Annotated in this window: 5 protein-coding genes; 4 read left to right on the forward strand and 1 reads right to left on the reverse strand. The window is 41.3% G+C overall.

The annotated features are described in order from the left end of the window. Window positions 1–92: 92 nt before the first annotated feature. The gene (locus ABJH98_RS14705) at window positions 93–10,904 is read left to right on the forward strand and encodes a BspA family leucine-rich repeat surface protein (RefSeq protein ID WP_348308454.1); all 10,812 of its coding nucleotides are present in this window, start codon (window positions 93–95) and stop codon (window positions 10,902–10,904) included. Between the two features lies 1 nt (window position 10,905). On the opposite strand, the gene ABJH98_RS14710 is transcribed toward ABJH98_RS14705, so the two are convergent. Then, window positions 10,906–14,127: a caspase family protein gene (locus ABJH98_RS14710; protein WP_348308455.1), complete on the reverse strand. Its 3,222-nt coding sequence runs from the start codon at window positions 14,125–14,127 to the stop codon at window positions 10,906–10,908. Between the two features lie 304 nt (window positions 14,128–14,431). Between ABJH98_RS14710 and cas9 the strand changes: the two genes are divergently transcribed. The 3 genes from cas9 (at window position 14,432) to ABJH98_RS14725 (ending at window position 20,204) form a co-directional block, all read left to right on the forward strand. Then, window positions 14,432–18,535 (forward strand): type II CRISPR RNA-guided endonuclease Cas9, encoded by a 4,104-nt coding sequence (cas9, locus tag ABJH98_RS14715; RefSeq protein ID WP_348308456.1) that lies wholly within the window; start codon window positions 14,432–14,434, stop codon window positions 18,533–18,535. 367 nt (window positions 18,536–18,902) lie between these two features. Then, entirely contained in the window at window positions 18,903–19,544 is a 642-nt protein-coding gene (locus ABJH98_RS14720) for a hypothetical protein (RefSeq protein ID WP_348308457.1), read from the forward strand. 75 nt (window positions 19,545–19,619) lie between these two features. After that, window positions 19,620–20,204, forward strand: a complete 585-nt coding sequence (locus ABJH98_RS14725; protein ID WP_348308458.1) for a transposase — start codon at window positions 19,620–19,622, stop codon at window positions 20,202–20,204. The last annotated feature ends 6 nt before the right edge of the window (window positions 20,205–20,210 follow it).

Genomic DNA, 20,210 nt, shown 5'->3' on the forward strand with positions numbered 1-20,210 from the left:
TACTTATATCAGCTATGAGACGAGTGGATTACTAGTTTAATTGATGAATAAGTCTGTCCTCAACAGGTTTATTATCCAAGACCACCATACTCATGAAGCAAAAATACCTAGCCATGATTCTATTGTGCTATAGCACAATAGCCATGGCCAACACCTACACGGTCACCAATAATCTTGATGATACCAATGCCGGCTCACTGAGATGGGCCATAGCCCAAGCCAATGCAAATTTTGGTGCGGATGAAATCACTTTTTCAGCGGATTTCATCATCACAATCGATGCCTCTTTGACTCTAACAGATGATGAGACCACTATTAATGCAGGGAGTAATGATATCACTATTCAGCCTGGAAGCACAATAAGTGGTATTATTATTAATGGAGCTAGTTGTGTAATTCAAGGGCTGCACATGCGAGGATTTGCAAACGCTCCGAATGCGGCCATATTGGTTGATGGCTCAGTAGCAACAGCTAATGAAATTTACGCATGTAAATTAGGTGTTACTTTGGGTGGAAATACTACTGATGCAGCTAATTATTCTGGTATTTATATCAATAATGGTGCTACTGGTACAGTTATCGGAGATGGCACACTTGCAGGAGCAAATGTGATTGGAGGCAACTCTTTCGGAATACGTATAGCTGGTGCTTCGAACAGCACTGTTATTTCTGGCAATAGAATTGGAATTGGCTTGGATGGAGATTCAAATGTTGGAAATACTAGAGGTATTGATATCTCTGGTTCAACTGGGACATTAATTGGTGTAGCTGGGGAACTTGTAAATATCATCTCACATAATGGAAGTGAAGGCATTCGAATAAATGGATCCACAAATACCAATGTTATTAACAGTTACATTGGTGTAGATGCCACAGGAGTCCTAGATAGAGGGAATGGTGCGCAAGGAGTTTATCTACTCAATGGAAGTGACGGAAGTCAAATCGGAGCAATCACTTTATCAGCCCGAAACATTATTTCAGGCAACACCAATCATGGAATTGAAATTTCTGATACCTATAACGTCACTGTCTACAACAATTACATTGGATTAGGAGCAGACGGAACTACTGCACTTCCTAATAATTATGGCATACGAGTCGATGGCACTTCTTCAACCATTCAAATCGGCAATGGTGCCAGTACTGGGCGGAATTTGATTTCTGCAAATAGCATTGGTATTAGCATCGGAGGGGGTTCAGTGGCCATTCACGGCAACTTGATTGGATTAGACGAAACTGGCACTATAGACCGTGGGAATTCTGGAGCAGGAATTTCCCTGGCAGGCGGATCTGGTGAGGTTGGTGGAGATGTAGCAGGAGAAGGAAATATCATTTCGGGAAACAACTATGGTATTGGAATCAGCATCGGAGGGTTTGATATTCTGGCTAATTTTATCGGAACGAGCTTGGATGGTTCTGCAGCTATCCCCAACGACAACGAAGGCATCCGGCTTGGTGTAGGCTCTGGTACTAATATTGGAAATGGAACCGAAGCAGGAGCTAACGTGATTTCTGGCAATACGTTGGAAGGTATTTTAGTATTTAATGCTTCAGCCACTAGCAACACCATCCATATGAATTATATAGGGCTACAAGCAGATGGAGAAAGTCCTTTAGGCAATGGATCTGATGGAATTCTTATCGAAAGTCAAGCTACATCAAATACTTTTCAGGAGAATATTATCGCCTACAATGGTGGTGATGGTATTGAAGTTACAGACTGTGGAACGGATCAAAACTGGATTACTCAAAATTCGATCTACAGCAATACTGGAGAAGCCATTTTAGTTTCCAATAGCGCTCAAAGCAGTATTTCCTTACCTGTGATAAATTCTACTTATAACGGCCTGATTTCGGGCACTTCAGCTAACGATGCTACCATAGAATTGTTCGCGGACACTGAAGACGAATCTCAACAATATTTGGGAGCCACAACAGCCGATGGTAGTGGAAATTGGAATCATCAGATAGATGTTGCATTAATTAATGATGGATTCATTAATATATCCGCCACACAAACTGCTAGTAGTAATACTTCTGAATTAATCAGTGCGTCTCTAGAATTACCCTTCATAACCACATGGACAGCCCCTGCCAATGGAGAGCTCACTATATACAAATCAACAGGGATGTACAACTACGACTTGGTTTGGACTAATTTGACCAGTATGGGAGTCGGAGACGGATCAATCAATGCACAAACTGGAAATTACACGATCACTGGCCTCACAGCGGGTCACATTTATCAAATCGAAATTTCAGGTCTATTCCCATGGTTCATAGCTGATCTCACTGGAGCTGAAAATATGCTAACCGTAGAACAATGGGGAAACATAGCCTGGGCTGATATGACCAATATGTTTGCTCAAGCTACATATTTAGATGTCAATGCGATAGATGCACCAGACCTATCCAATGTTATCAGCATGGATCATATGTTTTGGAATTGCACCAATCTGAGTGGTAATTTCAATCATTGGAATGTGAGTAGCATTACCAATATGCAAGGATTGTTTCGACAAGCCACCAACTTCGATGAAAATTTGAGCAACTGGGAAGTAGACAATGTCCAAAATATGGGTAATATGTTTAGCCAAACCAAGTTTGATCAAGATATCTCAAGTTGGGAAGTCGGGGAAGTTGCCTCAATGAGTACTATGTTTAATGGCACTTCTTTCAATCAAGATATTAGTGGTTGGGACGTAAGCAAAGTCACTGACATGAGTTCTATGTTTAGCAACAACGCTGTGTTCAATCAGAATCTCAGCGCTTGGGGTGATAAACTTGGCATGGTTGATAATATGGGTACCATGTTCATAAATGCTACGGCTTTTGATCAGAGCCTAGCTGCTTGGGACATTAGCAATGTGACTTACATGGTTGATATGCTCGATTATTCTGCAATTTCTGAGGCAAACTACGATGCCACATTAATCGCATGGGCGGCTTTACCTTCAGTTCAGTCTGGCGTAGAGCTTGGGGCATCAGGCCTTACCTATTGTGCTGGTTCTAGTGCACGAGATGATTTGATTGGGGATGGGTGGACGTTCTCCGAAGACATAAATAATTGCCCCTTTCTCTCCTATTCTTCTGGCATAGACTTAACCAACTATGTCAGTTTTGACGGTACACCTTTCGGGATCAGTACATATGAAACTACCCCAAGAGGAATCACATTCAGTAATGACGGCACCAAAATGTATGTTGTGGGGACTTCAGGAGATGAAGTCAATCAGTTTGCCTTGACTACTCCTTTTGAGACCACGTCTGGTATAACTGCAGATGGGATTTTTGGTGGCCTCTCCAACCCAAATAGTATTGTTTTTAACAATGATGGCACCAAGATGTACACCATCAACAATGTAGGCTTTATTTATCAATATAGCCTGAGCGTCCCTTTTGACATCAATACTGCGCCTACTTCTGATGGAAATATAGATATTTCCTTAGATGGAGCAGCTACCCGAGGTCTTTGCTTTAATCACGATGGATCTTTGCTGTATGTTGTGAATGAGACGGATGACCAGGTCAATCAATACACAGTCACGACTCCATTTGACCTTACGGCAGGCATTTCGTCAGCCACTCCATTTGATATATCGGGTGAAACAACTCAACCTCAAGACATTGCATTCAATCAAGACGGAAGCAAAATGTTTATCATTGGCACAGAAAATGACGCTATCAATCAATATTCACTTAGCGTTCCATTCGACCTCACCACTACACCTACACATGATGGAAGTCTTGACGTGGGTCCACAGCAGGGTAATCCAACTGGACTCGAATTCAATCCACAAGGAACCAAATTGTTCATTATTGGGAGTTCTTTAGATCGAGTGAGTCAATTCACTTTAGGAGATGCCATTCGCGAAGTGGATGCTAACGACGGTTCGGTAGCTGGCTCCATTATCTTTACAATCGAGGGAGACACTTTCACTCCTACTGGGGGTACATTGACTTACAATACTGACTATACCATTAGTAATGCTTTGCTTGGCCTTACGCCCAATATGACTATATCAGATGATGGTACATTTGCCTCATTTACCCTTTCGGGAAATGCTTCTAGTCATGACAACATCGATGTTATCACTGATTTGGAATTCACATTTAATAATTCTGCGTTTACAGGAAATGATGCCTCAAATATCGGAGGCGCCACTGCTGCCAATAGTGGCTTCGGAGTTACCCTTTATCAAAATGAATATGTGGTAACGAATACAGACAACGATGGTTCTGGGTCATTAAGGCAAGCCATTTTGGATGCAAGAGATACTTGGCATCCAACAACCATTTCATTCAATCTTTCAGGTGATGGTTCGGGTTCGAGCTGGACGATCACTCCTACCACTGAACTAGATGATATCGGGAATTATAATGGTTTTCCAGTAACAATTGACGGAACCACGCAAACTGGTTGGGATCGAGTGACAGATCGGATGATCGTCATTCAGGATGCGGGAGATTTGTATTCTGGACTTTACATAGATGGTGATGAAGGGCATGAAATATATGGACTTAAAATACAAGGGTTTGACATTGGCATAACTTCCTCTCACTTAGAGAATGTGACCATTGGAGCCTCTGGCAAGTCTAACGTGCTAAGTGGGAACGAAACTGGCATTTACTCAGAATACCCCAATAACAATAACATTTCTTACAACTATATCGGCACGGATGTGACAGGGTCGTCTGCCGATCCTAACAACATTGGATTAGATTTTGGATATAACTACTCCGAGTCGTACGACAATTATTTTACAAATAATGTAATTTCAGGAAACACTCAAATTGGCCTTGCTATATCCTACTCGGATAATTTCGTCCAAAACAACAAAATAGGAATAAGTGATGACGAAAGCACAGCAATCCCTAACGGCATTGGTGTTTGGGTTCAGGCCAGTGGATTTATTGAGGACAACATCATCTCTGGGAATACCGAAACTGGAATATGGATGCAAACACCACGCAATGGCAACGAAATACACATCAGAAGAAATTACATCGGTAGAAATACAGCTGGAACAGCACTTCCTAATGGTACTGGTATAACTAGTGAGTTGGATGAAGGCGACCCGCCGACTTATAGTGACTCGCCTATTATCGGTGGAGCTGCGGGCGAGGGCAACTTCATTGCCTACAACCTAGGCGTAGCTATTCAATTGAATGGAAATGCTTATATGGAAACCATTATTACAGATAACAGTATTTATGAAAATGGAGCTAGTCTTGAATTGCTCCATGGTGCAGATGGTGGTATAGATCCTCCTATGATTACATCCGTGACGGCATCAACTATATCTGGCACGGTGGGCGACAATACGACTGGAACCATTCATATCTATGAAGTAGACCCAGTCTCAGGCAATCAAGGTAAAACTTTTGTAGATAGTGAAGCAGTCAACGATTTCACCTGGTCGGTGACAAGCCCGCCTACTTTTGATCCAGGAAAAATTTATACTGCCACTGTAACAACCGATACCTATGGCACCTCGGAATTTTGGAAAGGCACCTCCTTGCTTAATGCTACGGACATTACCACTGCTGGATTTACGGCCAATTGGATTCCTATATCTGGCGCCACAGAACTTTTAATAGATGTGGACGATGACGAAGACTTCTCAAGTCCGCTCATCACAGGCCAAAGCTTGGCTGCAGGTGGCACCGCTTCTGTCTCTGTAGGCCTGAGTGCAGGCATCAACTACTATTACCGATTGCAAGCAGACTTGGGCACTTTTGTGACACCGATATCCGATGCCTCTGTCTTCATGGTGGCTCCCGGCCATGCCTTGGATTTTGATGGAGACAACGACTACGTGCGAGTCTCAGACCCGTCAGCGTTGGATTTCGGGTCGGGCGATTTCACCTTCGAACTTTGGTTTAAACCGAACGACCTCACCCCGTCAAGCAGATACTTTCTTTCAAAGGACCAGGCTGGTCAACGACAATTTGGATTTCAATATGATAGAGATTTCACTGGCAACAACAAGAACATCACGCTCTTATTTTACCGTTCAGACGATTCCTTTTCGGGATTAGACTCAGATGCCAATGCGATTACAGACACCGACTGGCATCATGTAGCAGGCGTAAGACGAGGTGACGATTTAGAGCTCTATGTGGATGGACAATTGATCAAATCTGGTGTCAATTTAGGTACATCTGGAGGAAGTATGGCCTCTTCAACTTCAGACTTCCTCATCGGAGCCAATTCAGGCTTAACTGCCTTCGCCGACGCACAAATTGATGAAGTGAGAATATGGGGAGTAGCAAGAACTCAATCTGAAATTAATGATCATATGTTTGAGTCATTAACAGGCAATGAGAGCAATTTGATTGCTTATTACCGCTTCGATCAAGGTATTGCATTTGGAGACAACACCAGTCCAGCGATTGATGTGTTGCCCGACAGAAGTCAAAATCAGAACGATGGCACATTATTCGGATTTTCCCTAGATGGATCTAGCTCCAACTGGGTGGATGCCGATAACAGATTTACGCCCATTGCACCTACAAACTTGAGAGTGGTAGAGGTTTCCCCTACCCAAATAGACCTCATTTGGGATGATAATTCTTCTAATGAAACGGAGTTTCGAATTGAAGTGGCAGAAGGAAGGGATTATGATTTTGTAGGTGATAATTTAATTGTTACCACTGGTTCGAATGGTACTGCTACCGCTACTCATTCAATTACTAGTGTATCTGCTGAAAACACTTACCGTTTCAGAGTTCGAGCAAGAAATACTTTTGGCTATTCTGACTATTCGAACGCTAAAGCTGGCAATACGATCACTCATCCAGGTCATGCGTTAAGTTTTGATGGAGTTGATGATTTTGTTGATTTAGGAGATGTTCTAGACGAATTGTTTATAGGAGCAGACAAATCCTTTAGTATAGAATCATGGATTTATTTGACAGATATAGGGTCCTCTGGCGAAATCATCTTCTCAAAACAAGGAAATTCGAATTGTGCAGTTGACGAGAGACAAATGACTTTTGGAGTACGAGAAGACGGCATAATCAGATTTGGGTACTTTGGAGATCTTGCGCTCACTCAGCACCGTACAATTGGCGGAAATACCGTTTTAAATCTGAATGAATGGTATCATGTGGCAGTTACTTATGACGGCGCAGCAGATACAAATGATGGATTAGATAGGGTGAAACTATATGTAAATGGTGTTGAAGAAACTACTAGTATGCTTACTTCTACTGGAGTCTTGCCTTCAGAAATTCCTGATGGTCCAGCTCATTTAGCTATTGGTTCGAATATCAGTTCGGGCGGTACTATTTGTGGTGGAACCGATCAAATTTTCAGTGGAGCCATTGATGAGATTCGATTGTGGGACGATATACGGTCTCAACCAGAAATAGAATCAAATATGTTCAATACTTTGCTCGGCAATGAATCCGAATTAGCAGTTTACTTCAAATTCGATCAAGGAGAGCATGAAGGCAACAACACTTTTGATTCTTTTTACGGACATTCAATAAATCAACTTCCGGATAGAAGTTCAAACCAAAACGATGGCACGCTCAACAATTTTACGCTTAATGGAGACAACTCCAACTGGGTAACATCAGATGTTGGCCCTAATTCATTTACTGTAACCAATACGAATGACGCTGGAATAGGATCATTACGCTGGGCAATAGACAATGCCAATGCAGATTCAGATCTCAATACCATCACCTTCAACATTCCTACCTCCGATCCAAACTACGAAATAGACGATGTCGTATTTGAGGAAATATGGACCATTTCTCCTGCCACTGATTTACCACCAATTACAGAAGCGGCCTTCTTGAATGCAGAATCCCAACCAGGCGATGGTGATTATCGCATCAAAATAGATGGACAGGGAACGTTAGATTTTGGCTTACAAGCAGCGGCTTTGGGTGTAGAAATCGCAGGTTTTAATGTAACTAATTTTAATCTATCCAATGACAGTTATGGCATCGGTGTAGATATGACCTTGGCTGCAGGGCCTAATATCCATGGCAATTTGGTAGGCAACTCACGTCATGGTATTTTCATCGGCAGAGCAGATGGTTCTATCATAAAAAATAATATCGTTGGGTTTGGTGAGCAGGGTTCTGCCGCAGGCAACACCTCGGGCATCAAGGTAGAATCAAACGCTCAAGCTACAATAATCGGTGGACTAGGAGCCAATGAAGGAAATATTGTAGCTTGGAGCACACAATCTGGTATCGATATAGCCGATTCCGACAATTCATTAGTCTTGGGCAACTATATCGGCACAAACGCCTCAGGCACCTCGGCTCAACCGAATGACTATGGGTTAGATATTTATGAATCTCACAATGTCAACATCCAAGGCAATGTAATATCCGGTAATAACATCTATGGCATAGCACTTTATAATTCGGATGGAATTACAATTTTTGCCAATATCATTGGTATGGATGCATCAGGAACCAATGCGCTACCTAACGGTGACGATGGCATCAGTTCCTCTGGGAATACCACTAACTTGACTGTTGGTGGAACAGGAGTAGAAAACACAATCGCGCATAATTCCGGCTCTGGAATTAACCTTGACAAGAGCACCGATCTCGGCAATGATATTCTGGCTAATGCCATCTTTTGCAACGGAAGTGGTATCTATCTGAACGGCCAAGGCAATAACGACAAGCAACCGCCGGTGATAGAATCAGTTACCTCCACGTCGGTATCTGGGACGGCCGGATTTTTCGAATCTATACACGTCTATCGCGATAATGATTGTACACCATCACAAGGTAAAGAATACTTAGGCATGGCTAATACTGCTGATGCGACGTCATGGAATCTTTCAGGTCTCACCATTGATATTGACAACGACATCATTACTGCGACCGCTACCAGCGGTACTGATGGCACTTCTGAGTTTGCGATGTATGAACCCATTGTAAGCGATCTCACCCATGGTGTATCCGAACAAGACTATGATGCCTTGATTGCGCTATACAATGACACGGAAGGAGACAACTGGACAGTCAACAGTAATTGGCTATCCAGCAATGATGTAGATACTTGGTATGGCATAGAGGTGGCTGATGAAAGAGTAGAAAATATATACTTATCAGAAAACAATCTAGTAGGTACGATTCCAACCGAAATTGGTGATCTCACTGATCTAGTTGAACTACGTTTAAACAAAAACCAAATATCAGGAGCAATTCCAACAGAAATAGGTGAACTATTAAATCTGACGGACTTGGAAATATATGACAATCAGCTCACAGGCGAAATTCCAGATGAAATTTGGAATCTAACGAATCTAAATTACCTCTATCTAGGTGAGAATCAGTTGAGTGGCTCAATCTCAAGTGATATCGGTAACCTTACTGAACTTATGGATCTTTATTTGGATACAAATGAATTGACTGGATCAATACCAACAGAATTAGGAGATTTAGTTAATCTGGTGGATTTAGATCTAGACAATAATCAGTTGAATGGATCTATACCAACTGAGCTAGAAAATCTCATCAACTTAGAAGAATTAGAATTAACAGAAAATCAGTTCACAGGAAGCATTCCTACAGAGTTGGGTAGTCTGACGAATCTTATCAAATTGGAACTTAGTGATAACCAATTGACTGGAACTATTCCAACAGAAATCAGAAATCTAACTCAGCTCACTAGTTTGTTACTTGACTACAATGAACTCACTGGAAGTATTCCATCATGGATTGATGAATTGTCACTATTAGAAGAAATTGAATTAGACAACAATCAACTCTCTGGGAACATTCCTACTGAGATCGGCAGTCTAATCAATCTGGTAGAACTAGATCTAAACGATAACCAACTCACTGGTAGTATTCCTTCAGAGTTAGGTGCATTAACACTACTGATAGAATTAGAATTGGATGATAATCAGTTGTCTGGAGACTTTCCAACGACCCTGGAAAACTTAACTCTCTTAGAAGAATTTAGTATTGATCATAACGAAATTACAGGAGCTATTCCGGCTGGCTTTGTTAATATGACTAACCTGATTTATTTCGAGGTGGATGACAATCAGTTGGATGATTTTCCAGATCTATCAAGTCTTACTCAACTAATGACACTAGAAATGGAAGAGAATAATTTTCATTTTGATGACATTGAACCCAATATTGGAATTACTGGTATTACTTACTCTCCTCAAAGTATAATCGCCGGGCCAGAAGATCAGACAGTTGATCAATGTGGTAGTTTGGATGTGACTATAGCCGTCGGCGGCAACAACAATTTGTATCAATGGTACAAAGACGAAACGGCTATGAGCAACCAGACTTCAAATCAGTTGTCAATTGCTGAAATAGAAACTACAGACGCTGGCGTATACTATTTAGAAATTACCAACTCAGTAGTGACTGGCCTTGTACTAACGTCTGAAGAATTTGAAGTTACCGTCAATGAAATACAACCTACTATTACCGAAGTCGGAGTAGTTTTCGGTACAGTTGAGCTTATGTCTAGCGAAGGTGATAGCTATCAATGGTATGAAAATGACAATCCAATGTCAGGAGAAACAAACCAAAACGTGTTCGTAAAACGAAGTGTATTTGAAACGGCCTCCCATACGGTAGAAGTATTTCATGGAGATTGTTCCACTATATCTGATCCTTATATAAGGTCTGTATTGAGTGTAGAACCTAATGCCTCTGAAGAATTGAAAATATGGCCTAATCCAACTTCATCGATGATCAACATCTCTAAAAATGAAATGATCATTCGTCCTTTAGTCATTCGATTATATAATATAACTGGAGTAGTTTTAGCTGAAATAGATCAGGTACAAATCAACCAAAGAGATTTTGTTTTTGATCTATCTACCTATTCCAATGGTGTGTATTTTATTGGAACCAATCATACTAGCGAGCTGACACGAGTAATCAAAAAATAGTCTATTCCAGCACCACAGGAAAGTCTTGCCCGCGCGAATAGGTAACGGGGTATTGTGGTCTGCCTTTATACTGAGTTGAGTATTCTGGTACCTGTGAATCAATGTATGCTTTCAGTTCGTAAATGGTAACTTTTCCGTCCTTAGGTGCTCCATCGGCCTTCCCACTCAGAGCCTCCAGCAATACATAGGTAAAGAGCCCATGACCTAATTCTGCAAACTCAGTTGCAAATTGCTCACTCCCAGAGGCCGCCAGCACATGTACACCCGAACTCCGTGACAATTGCGCCATCGCCTTTTCTTCGCTTGCTCCTCTCACGGCCAATAATTCTGTAGATCCACCTGACTGACAGGCATCCAATACCACGAGTTGTTTGAGTGCGCTGATATTCGCAAATTTTTGCTGAAGAGTAGAGGCGTTTACCGCCTCATTAGTCAATAAATCAAAATCATACAATCTGATATTTTCTGTAGGTATGAAATAGAAATTGCCCTCTACCATACTGCCATGTCCAGCATAATAAAAGAAAAACACATCCTGAGGTCTGGCTTTTGCGGCTATTTCATCCAACATAGACAGCATATTTTCCTTAGTGGCTTCTTCATTAAAAAGAGAATAAACCTCCGTTTTATTGAACAGTTTTTTTCCCTTAGTTTTCACCAATTTCAAAAAAGCTTCCGCATCTTCAAGTGCATAATTCAAATCAAGGCTCGGATTTTTGTATTTGTTAATTCCAATGGCCATCACATGACATGTAATATCTTCATGGATGCCATCTGCAAATATTTCCCGTTGGGTGAGTTCAGACTCAATGCGCTCCTCACTAAAAGCCGAAATGGCAATTATATTTTTACCTGGCACTAATTGAACCGGATAATGATGGAATACAGACTTACCTGGCTTGGGTTTTACTCTGGCCATTCGATCGTGTCCGGGTAGCCGTTTGCCATTATGCAAAAGTTTCACCTCATCCATTCCACCCCCTTCGTCAGTGATTTTCACCATTACATCTATTTCGTTTTTAGTCAAATGTTCTCCTGAGCTAGGTGATATAATTTCAACCGTAGGAGGTGGCGAGTCTTTCAGTTTGGACTTGATGTTAATATTTTCATTGAGTAAACCATCTGCTTTTAAAGATTGCCCCAAAATTCCTGGTTGATAAAAGTCTTCAAAGAATTGATCCAAGGAATAGCTCTTAAGTCCCCGAACAAAGAAAATATTTTGTTTGGCTTTTTCTGTAGCGTCAAAATAACCATTCTGATTAGTCACCAACCAATCCCCATCATTTAATAGGATATGTGAAATAATCTCTTTCCCAGAATCGACGTCCCAAATTCGTGTGGTGCCATCCAGACTATGTGTAATCAAGTGCGTGTCCTTATGGATAAACTGGGCTGAAGTGATTATATCCGTATGTCCTTTGAATGATTTAATCATTTCTCCAGATTCAATATCCCAAAGTCGAGCCACTCGATCAGACCCAGCAGTCACAACCCATTGGCCACCTTTATCAAAGGATGAAGCGTAGATATGACCTTCATGTCCAACAAATTTTTGTACACTCAATCCTGAAGCCAAATCCCAAAGCTTGGCCTTCCCGTCCCAGCTACTACTGAGTACTTGTCCATTTCGCACTTGAATGTCTGATACAATTTCAGTATGCCCGACTAAAGTACGTGCAGGCTCCCCAGAGTCAATTTCTAATAGCTTAAACTCTTTTCCCAAAGTACCTACGACTAGATAGAGATCATTCTGAGCAAAGGCTAACGTGTATGGCGAATTTTGATCCATTCTATAGACTTTGATTTCTTCTCCAGTCTCTATATCCCACAGCCTAGCAGTAGCATCCCAGCTGCCTGAAACCAAATATTTTCCATTTTGGCTTAAAGCCAATTCAAAAATGAGTTCGCGATGACCTTTAAAGGTTTTTAATAATTCACCATTCGAAACTTCCCACATTTTGATGGTTTTGTCTGCACTAGCCGTAAAAAGATGTTCTCCATTGTTGGAAAACTCGAAACTGATCACACCACTTTCATGACCATCGAATGATCGCACCACACGTCCTTTCGTCAAATCCCAAAGTTGAACAGAAGAACCTCGTGCTTTTGCTACCCATCGCTCATTAGGAGACACACGTATGACTTCTCGATAACCAACATATCTGCTGATATTAAACTGCCAGTAAGATTCTGGATCAAGCCCCAATCCGTTATCTACCACATGATTCAAAAAGCCTTGTAAGTTTTTTTCTAATTTCCCTCCTTGAACATTCCAAATTCTTGTCACTCTATCGTTGGTAGCTGTGGCTATGTACTGTCCATTAGGGCTCAAGGTGGCTGAGTTGATCTCTGTATCAGCAATCAATATTTTCTTCAAAAGTTTGCCAGATGTATTCCAAACCTTGACGGTATCTTCGTCTGAAACGAACACTGAATTTCCTCTGATTCCAGTGGCCGTATAATCTTCTCCCTCACCACTATATTCCTTTATAATTTTACCAGCCTTCCAATCCCAGAGCGTTACAGGCCCCCTTCGACTGGCCGATAATAGTTTTGTCCCCTTTTCGTCTAGCTGGATAAAACTTGCACACCCCCCACAGGAGCTCGGGCTAATGTTACGCAGAGTATCTTCAGCTACTTTTGATTCCACATCATAAATAATGATTTTCCCATCATCATTACCTGTAATCAATTTCTTGCTGTCTTTAGAAAACAAAACCTGTACACCCACTCCCACTCCACGGGCTGCATTTCCTCGATATTCCCCTAATTTATCCCCACTTTCTGGATCCCACACATAGACCAAACGATCCCACCCGCCAGAAGCTAGCATGGTGCCTTCCTCATTGAAGTCAAGTGATGACACTCTGTTGTCATGTCCTTCTATTTTCGTTCGGATTTTTCCTGTAGCCACTTCCCAGATGAGTACGGAATTGTCGGATGAGCCGCTGGCCAACCATTGACCAGTAGGGTCAAAAGCCAACGTATTGACTGAACTAAGATGTCCTAAAAAAGTACGAATTTCTCTGCCTGTAGAAAGTTGCCATAGTTTAATACTGTTGTCACGACTCCCTGTGGCTAAAAATTTACCGTCTGGTGAGTAAGCCACAGCTCTTACAGCCGCACGATGTCCCCTTTGAATTACAGTTTCCAAGGGATATTCCTGCGCCAAAAGCTGGTGAATGGCTAATGATAAAATGAAAAAGGTCAATAATCTTTTCAAAGGTGTGGGATTTTGAATTTGGGATAAAGATAAAACAGTCAAATACAGTAAAGGATATTTCAAGGAAATACTTGGACTATATCAACGGATATTTGCTGTATTTTGCTTGCCAAAGCCCCATCAATTATATTAGATACCCATGGTCATCGTCCGATAGACCTATTGCAGCAGATTCGAGAAAATTTTATTGGTATAAAATAAGCCCCGAAGGTAGTCGAGGCACTAAATGTTTTCACAACGGAATAATCCTTATTGTGATTAGCTAACATATTGGTAAGACGAATATAGATAAAACTAACTGACAATGAAAAAAATATTAGGACTTGATTTAGGCACCACCAGTATCGGTTGGGCATTTATCCATGAAGCTGAAAATCAAAATGAAACGTCTTCTATTATCAAACTTGGCGTAAGAGTAAATCCATTGAGCACAGAAGAGCAACAGGATTTCGAAAAAGGAAAATCTATTTCGGTCAATGCAGACAGAACACTCAAAAGAGGCGCACGTCGCAATCTCCAGCGTTACAAACAAAGACGAGATAATCTCATAGCACTACTCAAAAAAGAAGGTTTCATCACTGACAAAACCATTCTAAGTGAAGCAGTCAATAACGCTACACACAGTACATACGCTCTCAGATCAAGAGCTGCCACTGATAAAATAGAAAAAGAAGAATTGGCTAGAGTTCTTCTTAGCATCAACAAAAAACGGGGTTATAAAAGCAGTAGAAAAACCAACGACGAAGACGAAGGACAAGCAATAGACGGCATGTCAATTGCCAAAAAAATCTACAATGAAAAGCTCACCCCTGGACAATACAGTTACCAAAGACTTAAAAAAAAGCACAAAAGTCTACCTGAATATTACCCCTCCGATCTACAAACTGAATTTGACTTGATATGGAATCATCAAAAAAAGTACTACCCTATTCAGTTGTCAGACAACCTGAAGCAAAACCTGCTCAATAAGAATAAGACACAATCATGGGCTATTTGTAAAGAGCCTTTTGATTTGGTCGGTATAAAACAAACTGGAAAACCCGCAGAAAAGAAATTAGAAAAGTACCTGTGGAGAACACAAGGCCTATCACAACAACTAGAACTGGAAGCATTAGCCATAGTCCTCCAAGAAATCAACAATGATATCAACTCCTCTAGTGGCTATCTGGGTGCAATCAGTGATCGCAGCAAGGAACTCTACTTCAATGAAGAGACCGTAGGACAATATCTCTATCGACAACTAAAAGCCAACCCACACTTTAAAACCAAAAACCAAGTATTCTACAGACAAGACTATCTCGGCGAATTCAACCAAATCTGGGAGACACAAAGATCATTTCATCCCGAAATGACTGACACACTACGAAAGGAAATCCGTGACATCATCATCTTCTATCAGCGTAGACTCAAATCGCAAAAGGGACTCATTAGCTTCTGTGAATTCGAATGTCAAGTCAAAGAAGTAAACCATGGTGGACAAACAAAATCGAAAACTATTGGGTCTAGAGTCATTCCCAAGTCCTCGCCACTCTTTCAGGAGTTCAAAATATGGCAGGATCTATCCAATGTCAGAATCATCAGTAAAGAGACAAAAGAGGAGTTTGTGTTTGATCAAGAAACCAAACAAATGCTCTTTGATCATCTAAACATCAAAGGCAACCTAAAGAAAACAGAAATACTCAAACTGCTAAACATCAAACCTACCCAATGGGAGATCAACTATACCGAACTACAAGGCAATCGCACCAATCAAGTACTCTTTGCTGCGTATCAAAAAATCATGGAACTCGAAGGACATGAAGTAGATTTCAAAAAACTCAGTCCAACAGAAATAATTGATGCACTAGGTTCTTTATTCGAGTCTTGGGGTATCTCCAAAGAGATTCTAGTCTTTGATGCGGAGTTGGATCACTCAGACTTTGAACAACAAGCGTCTTATCAGCTATGGCACCTACTCTACTCCTATGAGGGAGATGATTCTAACTCTGGCAATGAGCGCTTATATAGACTACTTCAAGACAAGTTTGGGTTCAAACTTGAATATGCACGTATCATCGCCAACGTGTTATTTCAAGACGACTATGGCAGTTTAAGCCAAAAGGCCATTCGAAAAATATATCCTTTCATCAAAGAGCAGCAATACAGCGACGCATGCAAGGCTGCAGGCTACAACCACTCCTCATCACTAACCAAAGAAGAAAATGAAAAAAGGGTACTCAAAGACAAACTAGGAATATTGGCTAAAAACAGCCTAAGAAACCCCATAGTAGAAAAGATCCTTAATCAACTGGTGAATGTCATCAATCAAATTCTCGATGATCCCAAACTGGGCAAACCCGATGAAATCAGAATAGAACTCGCACGCGAACTAAAAAAGAATGCCAAGCAAAGAGCCGAGATGACCCTCAACATCAACCGATCCAAAGGTCTTCATGATGAATATAGAGCCGTTTTGAATAAGGAATTTGGGATCAAGAATCCCACACGAAACGATATCATCCGCTACAAACTCTACCTAGAGCTAGGCAAAAATGGTTACAAAACACTATATACCGATACCTATATTCAAAAGGAAAAACTCTTTTCGAAGGAGTTTGATATTGAACATATCATTCCTAAATCCAGACTGTTTGACGATAGCTTTTCTAACAAAACACTAGCTGTTCGTCAGGTCAATTTGGAAAAAGGTAGTGAAACAGCAATTGACTTTATGACAAGTCACTACGATGAGGCGACCGTAGAGCAATACACTAAACGTATAGAATTTCTTTACAAAGAAGACATCATCAACAAAGCCAAATACAAAAAGCTTCTCATGACAAGTAAAGACATAGGGGAAGGCTTCATCGAAAGAGATCTCCGAGACAGTCAATACATTGCCAAAAAAGCCCGTACAATGCTCATGGATATATGCAAATCTGTAGTACCCACAACTGGCACAGTCACCGATCGTCTGCGTGAAGATTGGGATCTGATCAACGTGATGAAAGAGCTAAATCTAGAAAAATACCGAACACTAGGCATGACCGAGACCATCACCAATCGACACAATGAGTCCAAAGAACAAATCATTGACTGGACCAAACGAAACGACCATCGCCATCATGCCATGGACGCCCTTACAGTCGCATTTACCACACACAATCATATCCAGTATCTCAACAACCTCAATGCGGCACGGGACAACAAAAACTCAAAGCTGTTTGCCATCAGGAACAAAATCACACATCTAGTAGATCAAAAAAATGGGCGAAAGAAAAGAAGGTTTGTCAAACCTATGCAACACTTCCGTACCGAAGCGAAGACGCACCTAGAGTCTATACTCATCTCGTTTAAAAACAAAAACAAAGTCGTCACCAGAAACAAAAACAAGATAGCTGGCAAAACCAAAGCACAACTCACCCTGACACCTAGAGGACAAATGCACAAAGAGACCGTGTATGGTCGCATCCAAGTACCCGTCACCAAATCACTCAAAATCGGAACTAAATGCACCAAAGAAGCAATCGAGCAAGTCACACACCCCAGCTACAAAGCCGCCCTCCTCCTGCGACTCGCCGAGAATAGCAATGATCCCAAAAAAGCCTTTGCAGGAAAAAATGCTCCTGCTAAAAACCCAGTATTATGTAGTGATGGCACTGAAGTGCCAGAGATGGTCAAAACCCTCATCTGGGAACAGCAATACACCATTCGAAAAGAGGTAGACCCCACGCTCAAACTCGACAAAGTCATCGACCAAGGCGTCAAACAAATCTTACAAGCCAGACTCGATGAATATGGCGGCAAAGCACAAGATGCTTTTTCTAATCTAGACAAAAATCCCATCTGGCAAGACCAGCAAAATGGTGCTTGTATCAAAAGAGTAACCATCCGTGGAGTCAACAATGCAGAGGCGCTACATTCCAAAAAAGATCATAATGGTCAAGATATAATCGATGAGGAGGGAAACCGAATCCCTGTAGACTTTGTCAGTACGGGCAACAACCATCATGTCGCGATCTACGAAGACCAAAAAGGAAACTTGCAGGAAGAGGTAGTCTCCTTCTATGAGGCAGTAGCCCGTGTCAACAGTGGCATACCCATCATCAATAGGGAGCACCTGGAAGGTTGGAAGTTCCTTTTCACCATGAAACAAAATGAGATGTTCATCTTTCCTAATAGCGATTTTAACCCAGCAGACATAGACCTATTAGACCCTCAGAACAACACACTGATTAGTCCTCACTTGTTTAGGGTGCAGAAATTCACCAACAAAGATTACTTCTTTCGACACCATTTGGAAACCAATGTTGAAATGACCAAAAGCCTAAATGGAACCACATGGATCAGAAGTGGATTATCTGGAGTAATTGGAATCATAAAAGTCAGAATTAACCACCTAGGCCAAATCGTCAAAATCGGAGAATAACCATAAACAAGCCAGACCTGACAGGTTTTCAAAACCTGTCAGGTCTGAAAAAAAATAAATCAGTAACAAAAAAAAACAGTTTCAAGCAAAACAACCCCTAAAGTCAAAAAAACAAGTACTGGCAATAGAAAAACAACTATCTACAGACAAAAAACAAGTACTGACGAGCAACAAACGACCATGTACAATCGACAAACAACCTCTTACATCCGAAAAATGAACGCTTTCGATCAAAAAACAACCCTTTACAAGAGAAAAAGGCCTCCTGACTTCTAAAAAACGACTAATTACACCTGAAAAATGATAAGACCATACAGCAGCAAAATGAGGAAAATTTGTTTTCATTTTTTCAACTAAAACAAAAGTTATGAATCAAAGACAAATTAATCATCTTGAAATGTTCCAAACTACCAACGACTACCTAGAAAAACAGGCAGCGGTGTGGAATGCCATCCCCATCATTGGCAATTACAAAAACCAACTCAACACCACGCAGTTGGCAATCAAACAGATAGCTGCCGACCAGGCAGATGCCCAAGTGCACATTGGAAAATCAGTTATGGGGTTCAAAAAAACCATCGCAGAGAAGATGGACTATCTAGACGACCTACTGGAGGCCTATGGAGAGGATGTCGGCAATGCCGAGCTGGTCTCACAGGCTCACAACTCCAAAACCGACTATGTCGCACTCCCCTACGAAAACTTCGAAACCAAGGTAAAACAGGTCATTGGCTTGCTCGAAGCGAACCTAAACGACATGACTGACTATGGGCTCACAGCCGAGCAAATAGAAGATGTCAAACTCGATTTAGATCAATTTCTGGCCTCACGAGGCAAACCGCGTTCCTATCAAGTAGCCAGTCGACAAGCCACCCAAAGCCTAGAGTCACTCTTTGAGCAAGGCAAGGAGTGTATAGTAAAACTCGACCGAGTACTCAAGCGGTACAAACGTGCCAACGCCAGTTTTTACAACGGGTATCTCTCTGCGAGCAAAGTGGTGAATGATTGATACACTAAATCTTAAACATTAACTTTTCCAAAGTTGCAACTTTGGAAAAGTTAAAAATACCAAGACACCAACACCATGCAACCCGAAACTTACTACCACATTTACAATCATGCCAACGGTAACGAAAACCTATTTCGCTCAAACGAAAACTACCATTTTTTTCTACGCCAGTGGGCCAAATACATCGAACCTATGGCAGAAACTTATGCCTATTGTTTGATGCCTAACCATATCCATTTTCTGATCCGGACACAAACCTCCAAGGTTTTCGAAAACCTTGGAGGTTTAAATTCAAAACCAGCGAACAAAACCATTTCACAGGCATTTTCCAATTTATTCAATAGTTACACCAAGGCCTTCAATAAAATGCATTCCCGAAAAGGCAGCTTATTTATTCCCAATTTCAAGCGAAAAGCCATCACCAACGATGCCTACCTGACTACAGTGGTGGCATACATACACAGAAACCCTATCCACCATGGTTTTTGTATTCATCTGGAGGATTGGCAGCACTCCTCCTATCCCACCTATCTAACTGATCGAAAAACCAAAGTCAAACGTGAATTTATGTTAGACTGGTTTTGTGGCAAAGAAAAGTTTATCCAATATCACCGAGAGCAAAGTTTCTTGCCAGACCAATCCCTTTTCATTGATTTTTAAACAAAA

This window comes from Reichenbachiella sp. (assembly GCF_039969095.1).
GTDB lineage: Bacteria > Bacteroidota > Bacteroidia > Cytophagales > Cyclobacteriaceae > Reichenbachiella.

What these genes read in the sequence shown, in the direction of transcription:
- ABJH98_RS14705 (WP_348308454.1), top strand. Translation starts at nt 93, where the DNA reads ATGAAGCAAAAATACCTAGCCATGATTCTATTGTGCTATAGCACAATA.
- cas9 (WP_348308456.1), top strand. Translation starts at nt 14,432, where the DNA reads ATGAAAAAAATATTAGGACTTGATTTAGGCACCACCAGTATCGGTTGG.
- ABJH98_RS14720 (WP_348308457.1), top strand. Translation starts at nt 18,903, where the DNA reads ATGAATCAAAGACAAATTAATCATCTTGAAATGTTCCAAACTACCAAC.
- ABJH98_RS14725 (WP_348308458.1), top strand. Translation starts at nt 19,620, where the DNA reads ATGCAACCCGAAACTTACTACCACATTTACAATCATGCCAACGGTAAC.